This is a genomic window from Winogradskyella sp. HB-48, assembly GCF_049942685.1.
In the GTDB taxonomy this organism is placed as follows: domain Bacteria; phylum Bacteroidota; class Bacteroidia; order Flavobacteriales; family Flavobacteriaceae; genus Winogradskyella.
On sequence record NZ_CP187934.1, the window covers coordinates 402458 to 416045 of the forward strand.

General features: G+C 32.4%; 12 protein-coding genes. 6 read left to right on the top strand and 6 right to left on the bottom strand.

Annotated features, from left to right (window positions below; all coding sequences use genetic code 11):
- Position 1: 1 nt before the first annotated feature.
- The 6 genes from ACPX19_RS01955 to ACPX19_RS01980 all read left to right on the top strand — a co-directional run bounded on the left by ACPX19_RS01955 (position 2) and on the right by ACPX19_RS01980 (position 4954).
- Positions 2-427 (top strand): hypothetical protein, encoded by a 426-nt coding sequence (locus ACPX19_RS01955; protein WP_426431135.1) that lies wholly within the window; start codon positions 2-4, stop codon positions 425-427.
- 54 nt (positions 428-481) lie between these two features.
- Positions 482-877 (top strand): hypothetical protein, encoded by a 396-nt coding sequence (locus tag ACPX19_RS01960; protein ID WP_426431136.1) that lies wholly within the window; start codon positions 482-484, stop codon positions 875-877.
- 100 nt (positions 878-977) lie between these two features.
- The gene (locus tag ACPX19_RS01965; protein WP_426431137.1) at positions 978-1823 is read left to right on the top strand and encodes a hypothetical protein; all 846 of its coding nucleotides are present in this window, start codon (positions 978-980) and stop codon (positions 1821-1823) included.
- A 106-nt stretch (positions 1824-1929) separates the two neighbouring features.
- Positions 1930-3933: a TonB-dependent receptor plug domain-containing protein gene (locus ACPX19_RS01970; protein ID WP_426431138.1), complete on the top strand. Its 2004-nt coding sequence runs from the start codon at positions 1930-1932 to the stop codon at positions 3931-3933.
- A gap of 53 nt (positions 3934-3986) precedes the next feature.
- Entirely contained in the window at positions 3987-4466 is a 480-nt protein-coding gene (locus tag ACPX19_RS01975; RefSeq protein WP_299096310.1) for a hypothetical protein, read from the top strand.
- 38 nt (positions 4467-4504) lie between these two features.
- The gene (locus ACPX19_RS01980) at positions 4505-4954 is read left to right on the top strand and encodes an RrF2 family transcriptional regulator (protein ID WP_426431139.1); all 450 of its coding nucleotides are present in this window, start codon (positions 4505-4507) and stop codon (positions 4952-4954) included.
- Positions 4955-4981: 27 nt separating this feature from the next.
- On the opposite strand, the gene nrdD is transcribed toward ACPX19_RS01980, so the two are convergent.
- The 6 genes from nrdD to ACPX19_RS02010 all read right to left on the bottom strand — a co-directional run bounded on the left by nrdD (position 4982) and on the right by ACPX19_RS02010 (position 13523).
- Positions 4982-6850 carry an anaerobic ribonucleoside-triphosphate reductase gene (nrdD, locus tag ACPX19_RS01985; RefSeq protein WP_426431140.1) on the bottom strand — a complete coding sequence of 623 codons (1869 nt, stop codon included), beginning with the start codon at positions 6848-6850 and terminating at the stop codon, positions 4982-4984.
- A 6-nt stretch (positions 6851-6856) separates the two neighbouring features.
- Positions 6857-7303 carry an anaerobic ribonucleoside-triphosphate reductase activating protein gene (gene nrdG, locus ACPX19_RS01990; RefSeq protein WP_426431141.1) on the bottom strand — a complete coding sequence of 149 codons (447 nt, stop codon included), beginning with the start codon at positions 7301-7303 and terminating at the stop codon, positions 6857-6859.
- Between the two features lie 151 nt (positions 7304-7454).
- Positions 7455-8357 (bottom strand): hypothetical protein, encoded by a 903-nt coding sequence (locus tag ACPX19_RS01995; RefSeq protein ID WP_426431142.1) that lies wholly within the window; start codon positions 8355-8357, stop codon positions 7455-7457.
- A gap of 412 nt (positions 8358-8769) precedes the next feature.
- Complete coding sequence (gene ric / locus ACPX19_RS02000) at positions 8770-9498, bottom strand: iron-sulfur cluster repair di-iron protein (protein ID WP_426431143.1); 729 nt, start codon at positions 9496-9498, stop codon at positions 8770-8772.
- 53 nt (positions 9499-9551) lie between these two features.
- Positions 9552-9986: an RrF2 family transcriptional regulator gene (locus tag ACPX19_RS02005; RefSeq protein ID WP_426431144.1), complete on the bottom strand. Its 435-nt coding sequence runs from the start codon at positions 9984-9986 to the stop codon at positions 9552-9554.
- 288 nt (positions 9987-10274) lie between these two features.
- The gene (locus ACPX19_RS02010) at positions 10275-13523 is read right to left on the bottom strand and encodes an SNF2-related protein (protein WP_426431145.1); all 3249 of its coding nucleotides are present in this window, start codon (positions 13521-13523) and stop codon (positions 10275-10277) included.
- Between the last annotated feature and the right edge of the window lie 65 nt (positions 13524-13588).

Consider the following 13588-nt stretch of genomic DNA (forward strand, 5'->3'; position numbering starts at 1 on the left):
TATGAAACTCAAAACAGTTTATGGTATTGCACTTCTATTTATATTGGTATTGTTTGGGTGTAAAAACAATAAAAACCAAAAAACAGAGGCTACCATCGTTTTAGAAGGCCTAGCTCTAAACAATGGTAAACAGTGGGTAGCAAATCAGGAAACGCACATCGGAATGAAACGCATCGATTCCATCTTAAAAACAGAAACCTCAATTGATACAAAAGCATTAGGCAACGTACTTTCAAAAGAGACTAGTTACATCATTAAAAGTTGCAACATGAAAGGTGAAGCACACGATCAGCTTCACATTGTTCTTGTACCTATACTTGAAGAAATAACAGATTTAAAAGACGTAGAAAATGATACTACTAAAGCACAAAAAATTAAACGGTTAAAACTTCTTGTTGCCAAGTATTTTGAGTTTTTTAAAGTTTAGTTTCTCATGACATTTATCATCTTATTTAAGACATTTTAGTCCGAAATTTGTGTCATGATCGCTCAAGTACTACATAAAGCCTTTGCAATAATATTAACTATTGCGTTGTTATTTAACAACATTAAAACTGTTGTTATAGTTGCAGATTTTGTGATTAACCAAGACATAATAGCGAAAACACTTTGTATTCAAAAAGACGAACAAAAGGGTTGTAATGGAAAATGTCAATTACGTAAAGAGCTAAAAGAAAGCAACAGTAATACACCAAATAATCCGCTACAAAAAACAGAACGTACACGATTAGATGTTTTTGTCTTTTTTAGTGAAAAACACAGCACAGAAGAGCAAATCATTATTAATAATAATAGAAGTAGTCAAGTAAATTTTTATTCTAAGAGTACAATCTCTAAATACTACGATATAGATACTCCTCCACCTATTTTAAGTTAATTTTTTATCGGCGCGCTTAGCGTATAACTTCTTAAAATGGGCTTTTAAAAGCTTTATTTAAGATGACTACACATTAAAATTAACTTAAAATAAAAATAAAATGAAACTTAAATATATTTTACCATTAGTGCTGATGGCACTTATATTCTCGTGCTCAACAGACGACAACGACGACACAACACCTCATAATGAAGTCGCTAATTTATATCTCATTCAAGAAATCACAAATGGAGACCAAACCATTGAATTATTCAATAAAACAGGGATGTTTAAAACTGGTTACAATGCGATAAGTCTTAGAATAAAAGACAATACCACTAACACCTATATTGAAGATGCTTCTTTATCCTGGGTGCCAGTAATGCAAATGCCTACGATGCAACATTCATGCCCTAAATCTAATATTACAAAAGCTATAGGGAAGAATACCGTTTATGAGGGCTTTATAATTTATCAAATGACAAACACAGATGGTTCTGGTTGGTCACTTACAATTAATTATAACATTAATGGTGAAGCGTATAGTGTTACAGAAACCATTGAAGTGTTTCAGTATGAAAACCAGAATGTAGCTAGCTTTATGGGTACTGATGATACACGCTACATCTTAGCTTTAATTGAACCTCTAAATCCAAGCATTGCCATTAACGAAATGAAAGTAGGTTTATTTAAAATGGAAAACATGATGACATTTCCTGTGGTAGAAAATTATACCATTGCTTTAGATCCTCGTATGCCTGGTATGGGTAATCATAGTTCGCCTAATAATACCGATTTATCATTCAACAACGCAGACAGCTTTTATTACGGAGATTTATCATTGACGATGACAGGATATTGGAAGTTAAATCTAAAACTTTTAAATGTAGAAAACGACGTACTAAAAGGTGAAGATGTAACCGAACAAAATGAGTCGAGTAGCCTGTATTTAGAACTTGAATTCTAGATTCTCTTCAAGCTAAAACATTGTTTTGTAGAGTTAGCAGTCGAGAGTTACTACAACTCTCGGCTACGCTCTACTATAAAATCATTTAATCTAAAACCTTTTAGCTATGAAACAGCTAATCTTTATAATTGTTTGCTCCATCTTTTTTAATCATGGTTTTTCTCAAGAAAAAGAAATTAAAGAAGTAAAGAATGACACTACAGAACTCGAGGAAGTCATTATAGTAACAAGAAGAAAACTAAGTAACAACAGACAAGAAAAAACCTTATCTAGTATTGATGATTATTTAGAAAAGTCTAACAACATCACTATGATAAAAAGAGGTAACTACGCCTGGGAACCTGCTATAAACAATATGGTAAGTGATCGTTTGGTTGTTACCATTGATGGCATGCAGATTTTTGGAGCTTGTACTGACAAAATGGATCCTATAACCTCTTATGTAGATGTTTCTAATCTAGAAAAAGTAACTATTGGCTCTGGCCAATCGGGTACTGAGAATGGACATTGCGTTGGTGGTGGCATAGACTTAAAGTTACCAACATCTAAATTTACAGATACTGGTCTAAAAACCAGCACAGATTTAGGCTACGAAACCAATGGTAATTTTTTTGCAACAGGTATAGATATTGAATATACAGGTAGTAAATTTTACATCAGTGTAGACGGTATCTTAAGGAAATCTGATAATTATGATGCTGGAGGCAACCAAGAAGTATTATTCTCTCAGTTTAAAAAGTATAATATTTCACTGCAGTCAGGATATAAGTTTTCCGAAACTCAGCATATCGATGCTAACATCATTTATGATAGAGCAACAGATGTCGGTTATCCTGCATTACCAATGGATGTTTCGTTGGCAGAAGCTTTAATCACATCTATAACCCATTATTACCGCCCAGATGAGAAAAGCTTAAAATCTTTAGAAACCAAGTTGTATTTTAACACCATAACCCACATTATGGATGATAGTAAGCGTCCAGATGTACCTATTCGGATGGATATGCCTGGTTGGAGCGATACTTATGGCTTTTACAGTAAAGCAGATATTGTTATAAACAACCATCATTTTACCTTTAATGCAAATGGTTTTTACAATCGTTCTTTGGCAGAAATGACTATGTTTTCTAACAACCCAAATGAACCAGACATGTTTATGATTACATGGCCAGATATAAGAACACTTTATACTGGTATTTTTGCTAAAGACGATTGGCATATCAATAATAACAAAACACTATCTACCTCATTAAGACTTGGGCACCATACCAATAAAATTGAAGACAGAGTAGGTGTTGAAAGTCTTCAGATTTTTCACCCAAATATTAGCGATCGTAAAAACCGTTTGTTAATGAGTCTTTCTTCATCTTATAACATTAAAAAAGATACAAAGAATGTATCATTTGGGTTAGGTTATGGCGAACGTGCTCCCTCAGTTAGTGAAGGTTATGGATTTTATTTATTCAATAGTTTTGATAATTATGATTATATCGGTAATCCAAATCTAAAAAATGAAAAAGCTATAGAAGCTAGTTTTGGCTACACACAATCTTTTGGTAATTTAAAACTAGGATTAGAGTCATCATATTTCTATATTATGGATTACATTATTGGAGAGATTGCACCAAGTATTAGTTCTATGACTATTGGCGCTAATGGTGTACGTGTTTATGAAGCCTTAGACCATGCTTCTATTTTTGATGTGTACCTTAACGGCAGCTATAAGTTTTCTGACCATTTCTCTACCAACACTACAATTGGATATAACTTAGGAAGAGGAAGCAATGGTGAAAATTTACCATTAATAAGACCCTTTAGCTACTTTGCAGAACTCAACTATACACAACACAACTTTAACGCTGCAATACAGCTAGAAGGTAATGGTAACCAAAGTCACTTTAGTAGCTTTTATGGTGAAAATGAAACCGCTTCTTATGCTGTATTAAATCTTAATTTGGGGCATGTGTTTTATGGAAATCATGGTAGAACAATTTTGAAATATGGTGTTGAAAACATTTTAGACACCAACTATTCAACCTTTGCCGATTGGAATAACATTCCAAGACAAGGACGAAACTTTTATATCAACTTATCTTATTTATTTCCTTAATTTACAAACACTTAAACATAAACAAAAAAGAATTTACATATTAAAACGCACTTATGGAAAATATTACAATTGCAAGGATTGTACATATTATCGCAGTGATTTTATGGATTGGTGGTGTATCTATGGTAACTACCGTTTTAATTCCTGCGATAAAGAAAATAAAGTCTAAAGAAGAGCAGATTAAAACATTTGAAACAATTGAAGGTAAGTTTGCGATACAGGCAAAAATAACGACACTGTTAACAGGTCTTTCTGGTTTTTATATGCTTTATGAAATGAATGCTTGGTCTAGATATTTGGATTACCGCTTTTGGTGGTTACACTCAATGACTTTGGTTTGGATTATTTTTTCATTAATTCTCTACATATTAGAACCGTATATACTTCATAAGGTATTTGCCAAATATGCCAATAAAGCACCCGATAAAACATTTAGAATTATGCATCAATTGCATTGGGTTTTATTAGTTATTAGCTTAATCACAACAGCAGGTGCGGTAGCCGGAAGTCATGGTTGGTTTTGGGTAAAATAAGACTAATCGATCTTTTTATATCTTTATAAAAAAATACTATGATTTCTAATGCTGCAAAGTATGCAATAAGAGCTGTTTTGTATCTCGCAAAATATAGTGATACCCAAAATAAAATAGGCTCAAAAACAATTGCTAAAGACATACAGGCACCACCACCTTTTTTGGCAAAGTTATTACGAGACCTTGCTTCTAAAGAAATTATTTCATCATCTAAAGGGCCAACTGGCGGTTTCTACCTTACAGATAAGGATAAACATAAAAACATTTTGAACATCATAATTAATATAGATGGCACTACTAAATTTGATAGTTGCTTTTTAGGATTATCGCGTTGCGATGACCAAAACCCATGCCCTGTTCACTACATAGTTTCACCCTTTAAAGAACAAATACTTGCAGACTTTAAAGAAAAAACAATAAATGAATTAGCAAATGACATTGAGGCGAACAAAACCCTAATATCTTTAAAGGGATTAGACATCAATTAGCACAATACATCTTGTACGTACTCTTTCTTAGCTATAAGCAGCATGGTCTTTAATGGCATCTGTTGTACTTAGATAATGTTTTACCTGAGCTATTCGCTTTTCATTTAGTGAATCATCTTTTTCTTCTTTATGATAGTGTCTTAAATGATGTTCTCGCTGTCTTCCTGAACTGAAATTAGAGACTCTTTTTAAATAGCCTATAACACGAGTGGCATGGTCAACATCTGTTGAGTTGCATTTCTTACAAACCGAAGTAGTTTTTTTGTCGATATGAGAACAATGATTACAAATAGTAATTCGGATATTGAAACAAAAATAATTACAACCTGCTTTTGCAGTTGCGTTTATAAGATTTATAAAACCAGCTTTATTTGGTGTTTCTTCTAAATTGAGGTGCAATGCAGAACCACCATCTAAGTATTTGATGGTTTCTTTTCCGTGAAGAATTATTTTATCTAACGCATTAATATTATGATCTTCAACTGCATAAAAGTAAGAATTGTAGCAATCTCTTTTTACAACAAAACCATCCTCTCTATCCCATTTAGCATTTTTTACACCTAAATTTTCTGCAGGCACAAACTCCGTATTAAACATGTAGCCATACTTGCTTTTTGCTACTTTGTTTTCATCAAAAATTAATTTTAGATACTTGTTTACAAAGCTTTTATACGTTTTGTTATTACCAACAGTGATTCCTTTACTCTCAGCAGCTTCAACCATACCATTAATACCAATTGTGAGAAATTGCTTGTCTAACGAAATAAAACCTGCATTATAAGCAGGTAAAAGTCCTGCATTATAATATGCTTCCATTAGTTTTCTATAGGCTACCTGGTATTTATGGAGTTTTTGTACTTCTTCCAAAATATTGGCATTCTTTTGAATAAGCCTACTCATATTAAGGGTAATTACGTTAATAGAACCAGTAGCTACACCACCTGCGCCTAATGAATAACTAAAAGTATTATCACTTATCTCATTTCTTAAACGACAGCAAGACGCTAAACTATCTGCATTTTCAGACTGATAGATGAAAAACGAATTACCTTCACTGAGCTCTTGTGCACACATTTCTGCAAAATCTAAGTCCACAGGACTGCCTTCCTTGGTTAGCATTGCAGCTGTAACAACAGGAAAGGTTAAAATAGCCTTTGTTCTCTCTTTGTTAAACCATGACATAAAAAATTTCTGAAGTTGTTTTAAACTACTCCATTTAGGCTTCTTCATATCAGGAAATACAAAATCACCAAACATACTATTAAAATAAGGCTCATCATACAACGAAATATTCCAAAAAACAGATTGATAGCCTCTGGCTGCTGCAGGTTGGTTTATGGCATAAACAACATGTTGTAAATGATTTTCAATAGTTTTTTGATGAGTTTGAAGATAATGTTCACCATAATCTATTGATGCAAAATAATCAAAATACATTAAGAACTCTACCGTTGCTAAAGCACCAGCAAACTGAGAACTAATAGCAAAAACAAGGTTTACAAATTCACCACAAAAGCTTTCTAGATGCTTTGGAGCTCTACTTTCTCCACCTAATTTTGTAAGACCATCTAACAGAAATGGATACATGCTAATAGATGTACAATAAGGCTTTAGTGATGTTTCATCATGAATATATATTTCATGATCTTCTATTTGACGGATATATTCATTGGCTAATTGGTGTCCGAAGAGTTCTTGTATCTTCTGTTTTATTAATTCGCGATTGACCTGAATGTTAATATCCTTATTTATTTCGGCCTCCATTGTTGCTATATTCTTGGATGTAACATTAGCATTTGCATCCATTTTAGAGCCATCTGCTGCGTTTGCAGAATGAAGGTAATGCTGAATAAAATCAATCTTTTTGTTTATTTGCTCTTTTGATAATCTTATCATAGTATATTATTTAAGGAATAAATGGTTTAGTTTCTTGTTTGTTGCAACTTCTATAAACTGTTGATTAGTATTTGGACTACTTAGTCCACCTTTTGTAAAATCCCATTTACCTGTTTTTAACCAGGTAAGATGTTTGGTGATTTTAGAATCTATAGTGTCTTCGCCTGTATATAAGCAAGTTTTATAACCTTGTGACTTGGCATATTTTAACTTATAAATTAGTTCCTTTGCATGCCATTCACCTCCCATAAAAACAACACATGTAGCAAAACCGAGATATTTGTATAGTATCTCGTTGTATGCATTGTTGGTAAGTTTAGAACCACTCCCCTCTTTCCAAAGAAAGGGAGAATGACACCCTTTACATCTTAATGGACAGCCAGATATGGTAAAACATAAACTTATTTCTCCCGGCACTTCCTGAAGCACTACATTAAAATCGTGATAATACATATTAATAATAAAAGACCTTTTAATCTTTTTTAAAAATACCCAAATAGTTTTCCATAGAGAATTTTAGTTACTTATAGTTATTAAAAACCTTATTAACAATATCTCAAGGAGCCCAAAAAAACAAAAAACGGGTGCATAAAATAGTTTTAAACTACTTTTTACTAAGAGAAAAGTCTAACTCATATTGTGGCTTTGGTATAGCAAATATGATGCTTAATGCAATTAAAAAAATACCTAAAGAAAGAAAAATACTTGCCACAAATAAAAATGTATTATAGTTCTCAATTCCAGATTCCCAGAAGTAATAGTTAATCGCCTGAAATAGGATAAGGAGCTCAGTTGTAACAAAACCAAAATAAAAACTATAAAATCCTAATTTTAGCACTACTGATTTATGATACAAAAAACTATTTAGCAACATATAAAACAGCAAGCCCGTAATAACACCAAGCATCACTAAATGTATAAATCCTATTATTAAACTGTGATATTGATATAATTCTTCTGCTAACCCAGGAATTAAAGACAAACCTTGTGTTAGTACCTTAAACCCAATACAACTCAACACAAACGCATAAGTAAAAATACTCAAGGAAGACCAAGTCGGTTTTGATTTTTTTATATGAAGATAAATTAATCTAAATAATATAAGTACAGCAATTAATTGTAAAAAAACACCCAATCCATTAAGATAAAATAAGACAATACTAGGTTGATACCAGTAAATAGGTAGAGCAATTGTAGCTATGGTAGCAAAAGTGAGTAAAAGATAAAATGATTTGAATAAAGTGCTCTTTTTTATGTTCAATTCTTTTATTAATAAAGCTAACACTCCAAACAAAAACCAACCATTGAATTGAAAATGAAGAAAAAATTGAATTGCAATATCATAATACGGTGTATCATTACCATAAATTGCAATGATAGGTCCCAAGGACCAAACACCAATAGTTGATATTAGCATAAATACTAAAGCCGATTTCAACATGAGTATAGAAGCTCCTGTTTTATTTTTTAAATCTTTCCAAACCCAGAACACAAAAAATAACTGCATAGTATATGTAAAGTTGAAAATGCTATAGATACAGTTCCGTATCCTTGAAATGGGAAGCTGAGGAGCATTCCAAAAACCGAAATTTGAGTGATCCAAAAAAGTCTTATGTATTTTTTTCGATTCTGTCTTGTAAAATTAAAAACTATAAAAGTATATAGCATTAAATACACCCAACCCAGCATCGCCACATGAGAATGTGCATGTGTAAAATATCTATAATTAATACCTAAAGCATCAATAGATGCATAACGCAACAAAAGTCCTAATACCGAAGCTATGAAAAAATTAGAGAGACAAATTATACTAAACTTTTTTAAGCATAGTCTTTTGAGTTTTTATTCCAATTAAAAATATATAGAAAATCCCAGACACAACAACGCTCTGGGATTTAACTAAGGTTTAGTTTTAAAGGTTATTTGAGTGCATTTTCTAGTTTAATTGCACTTGGGAACAGAATATTATTTTCTAAATGAATGTGTAAATGTAGATCCTTCTCAAACTCATCTAACATAGCATACGTAACTCTGAATGTATTACAGGCATCTGCTGGAGGAGTATAGTCGTTTGTTAACTCTGCTATTAGTCTAAAACGCTGGCCTTCATTATCATGTTCATGCTTCATCATTGCAATTGGGTTTTCAACAGTTCCAAATTGAGGAGATGTTATTGTGGTATTACTGAAATTAGCTTCTACCATACGTCTCACAAAAGGAAAAAGTATAAGTTCTTCCTTTTTCATGTGAGCTGTTAACTCTCCAGCTGAAGCCATAAAAAGCTCATAAATTTTTAGAAGCTCGGGATGTCTCTTACCATGTACTTTACAAAGCTTATCGAGAAACTGACGAAGCACTGGTATTTTTTCTTCAACATACCTATGATGTTTTTTTTCTATATAGTCCATAAGTAAATCCAAAGGCCAAGACTTATAATCAATCGTTTCTTCAGAAACAGAATTTAAGATAGAATGTATTTCTTCTTTTACCTTTTGCTCATCTACACTTTTGGCTTTGCAAGCTTCTGAAACGGTACGATTGCCATTGCAGCAAAAATCAATTTTGTATTTAGAAAATATGGCAGCAGTTCTAAAATCCTCGGCTACATACTCTCCTATTTGTTTTTCTTTATCCATTGTAAGTTCCATAATATATAATTTTTTAATTCGGATGTTTTTATCTTATTTTGATATAAATTTTTTTATGTTTTAAGGTAAGATAGGCCATTCTCAATTCCTAAAGCTAGCTGCTTTAAATTAGTAGAATCTAAAAGCTGTTTTAAATCTTCTCTAATCGTTTTATATTGATCATGAACCGGACAAGGATGATCTTCATTACAGACATCAAGCCCCAAACCACAACCATCGTATATTTTGTCACCATCTATAACTTTAACAATTTTTGATAGTGAAATCTGATCTATTTTAGCTTTATCTATTTCAAAACCGCCATAAGCACCTCTATATGAATCCACCAAATCACTTTTCACCAATTCTTGCATAATTTTTGCAGTAAAAGCTACTGGAGAATTTATTTGATCAGCGATTTGTTTTGGCGTCACACGTTCATTTCGCATGGAACTTTTTGCGACAAAAATGCATGCCTTAATAGCATATTCACAAGCCTTTGAAAACATATTTTTTTACTTAATGATACAAAGTTAAGGAATAATATTCTTAATTAGGATATTTTTATCTTAATTAATAAACTTTAAATAGTTTTTAGTCGAAAAAAACTAAGTGATAATTATACGGTAACAATAAATTTTATATAAATCAAATAAACAGATTAATAACCAAAGAAAAACTCATTATATGATTTTAGACTATATTATATAAGGGCTGTAAGATTATCGGACACAAATTGGAAACAATCATTTTAGACATTGAAAAAAGTAAGTCTGTCTAATCTTTCGTATAAGTAGCTAATTTTTTTTGTCCAGAACCCCAACTATACAAGCAGCAATTTTATGATCAATATTTTCATTCACAGGTAAATCTTCCAAAATTGATTGAAGTCTTTCATAAGAAATTTGAATCCGACTTATTTCTGCCTTAGTTGTCAAACTATTTAAATTATAAACATAGCGAGAGGATTTATATCGATTTCTTTTTTCTTCTAGATATGGCTGTAGAATGTCTATCCAAATTTTTGCGTATGCTTCAAAGTCAACATCCTTTTTTCTTGGGTGAAATAAATCTAGAAGCTCTCTAACTTTTAACTTGTATTTATAGTCAAGTTTTTTATCCTTTAATTTTGCCCTTAAAATAATTTCTGCAACTTTCAATGCCCTTCGCTTCTTGACTGGAAGCAAGTCTATTTCTTTATCTTGAAGGATTTTCAGATACTTTCTAAGATACTTGTCATTCCATTTCACTGAACTACTTTTCTTTGAAATATGACTTCTAAGCTGATCGCATATTTCAGGAAACTCAGTATAAATACCTTTTTCAGAACTCGGTTTGATAAAATACCATTTCGGACTTTTATTCCCATCCCCTCTAGTTGCAAAAAAACACCATTCAGATTCGGTCTTCAAAAAACTAACTTTTGTTTTTACTGTATTCTTTATCCCTTTGTATTGTTCATATTCCTTTTCTGAAATCAACTGTTTATCCCCTTCTTTTAAATCCATTATTGGCTGAAAGCTATCATGTATCCCTTCCCATGAGCTATCTTCGGAAAGGTAGTTTTCAAACTCTTCAATAATATCATCGATACTTTCAACATTTTCAAAATGCCTATGCTTTAATTCTTTTGGTGGCTGAAAATTTGCGCCCCACATTGTTGAAATAATATCATTTAGCTTAAGTAACCTTTTATCTCCTTTTAATGAATAAACCTCTGAATCAATAGGCCAATACATGTCTATAGATTTGTGTAAAGTATCCATGCGATCAACTCTTCCAAAGCGTTGCTCAACTATTCTTATGACGCTCGGTAAATCCAACAAAGTTACTGAAGAAGCTAATTGTAAATCTACTCCCTCTGACATTTTATCAGAACACAGGGCTATTATGCTTTCATTGTTCCCTGAAGTTAAGTTAAACTTCTTCAAAACAACTTCACTATCCTTTTTATTTGAACCTGTAGCAGCCAAAACATTAATTTTTGGATGATACTTTCTAATCAAATGCTTAAAATAATTTAACGTCACTACTGAACTATCAAAAGCAATTATTTTTTTATGTCTGTCCAGTTGACCAACCAAAACATCAACCTTTCCCATAGCTCTGCTATCAGAAAGTGTTTTTGTCAAATCGGCGATTTCCATGTAAGTTTTGTACTCCACTTCACATGCATTGATGTACTCTGCTAAATCTGTTAGCCATAAAGGCTTTTCACAATCTTTGAAAATTCTGCTTATTGTTGGAATTTTATTATTGGTTACTAACTTATTGATTTCTGACAGCTTGATTTTGTTTTGTTGATTTTTAGGACAATGAAAATCCTCTAATTTAAAAACCTCATCCAGTCCGATAATATGTTCCAACAAAGCCATCTTAGAAGATCGTAATCTCGATCTAATCATATAAATTGACAACTTTTGTGCAGCATGAATTCTATTGTTCAAGTAACCTTGCTTGTGCTCCTCATCAAGCTCAAATTTTGGTTTGTTTATTCGTTTTAAATACGTCAATCCTTTCAATTTCTGACATAGAGCATTAATCTTCGCTACGATTTGTATATCAGATTCAGTCTCCTTTGTATAATACGTTTTAGCTATTTGATTTGGAAAACGACATTCAATTCCAAGCGCATTTATATACTTTTCAGGCTCTCTATCAATCTGCTTATTGAGAATAAACTTAGTACGCCTAACAGTGAATTTACTGACAAAGCTTCTGAGCATTTCAATATTGGTCTCGTTCTCTAAGTTCGGTTTTCCCTTCAATTCCGAATACGCCTTAAAACTACCGTCATCCAAGTTATCCACATCCAATAACTCTACAATTTTCAACAGGTCATTGATTTTTTTATTTATTGGTGTGGCCGTAATTAAGATTTTAAAATCTGCCGTGTTTTTTCGAATCGCTTCACTTCGTTTTGTAGACAGATTCAGATAATTGTGTGCTTCATCAATGGCTAGTATATTTGCTAGTTTTAATTCATTAAGTGCCTTTTCAAGTGTTTGCTTTTTGGCATTACTAAGTATACCTGATGAAGTCTGATTATTCGTTATTGTAGACAGGCTCAAAAATTCATTTCGCCATTTGTCAACAACCAAAGGTGGACATACAATCAATGAATTATCCTTATCTCTTCTTCCTGTTTCCCATAGCCAGTTCTTCAGTGCTAAAACAATGGTCGAACATAGCTTCGTTTTTCCAGCACCTGTGGGATCTGCAATCAATACGTTTGAATTTTCTTGCAATATTGAAATAGCTTGCGCCAGCCCTCGCCATTGGGTTGGCCAAAGTTTAGTGTTCTCCAATTTAGACATGAGTAGTTTATATTCATCGAGCCACTCACCTTCCAAAACTTCTGCTATTGCTCTGGCCAAAGCATCTTTCCAACCTACCTCTTTTATTAAATCCTGTAAAAGATCAATAATCTTATCGTAATCATTTGCCCTGTCAAAATAGTTATTCGCTATCGATTTAATATCTGTATACTTATCACGATCAACATGTGCCAACACCCTTATATTAGCTTCAGTTTGAATAGTCAAACCATTCTTACTGAAATTAGAAGAGCCCAGCATGGCCATTCGATCACTTGCATAAATTTTTGCATGTAGTTTATCATAAAATCTAATGTGAACCGATTTGTTTTTGATTTTTTGAATGAGGTTGATTACACTTCCTCCAGAAAGAATTGACAAGCCCTTTTTCAACCAATACTCTCTTATCTCCCTTTCAAGTGGCCAAACGTGATAACGTTTTCTTCCTAATGGATTCGGCTCAAAGCCAAGGACAATCTTGATGTCCTTTAAATTCTCAAGCTCTTTATTTCCAAAAGTATCGATAAGGTGGGATAAGGATGTAAAACCTGTTAAAATTATCAGCTCCTTACAAGATTCTATATCGCCTTGCAGAGTTTCTTGAACAGTTCTGTTATACGTTTTTAAGTTGAGAGGAAAATGTTCCTGCTTAGGCCATGACTCAAGTGGTGCAATTGGCTCGTTACCAAAGTCTAGAATATATTGTCCGTTTTGTCGATTATCAGTCATATCAATCTAATTTACAACAAACTAACAAGAAAACTAGCGTATTAAAACAATTCGAAACACTGTTA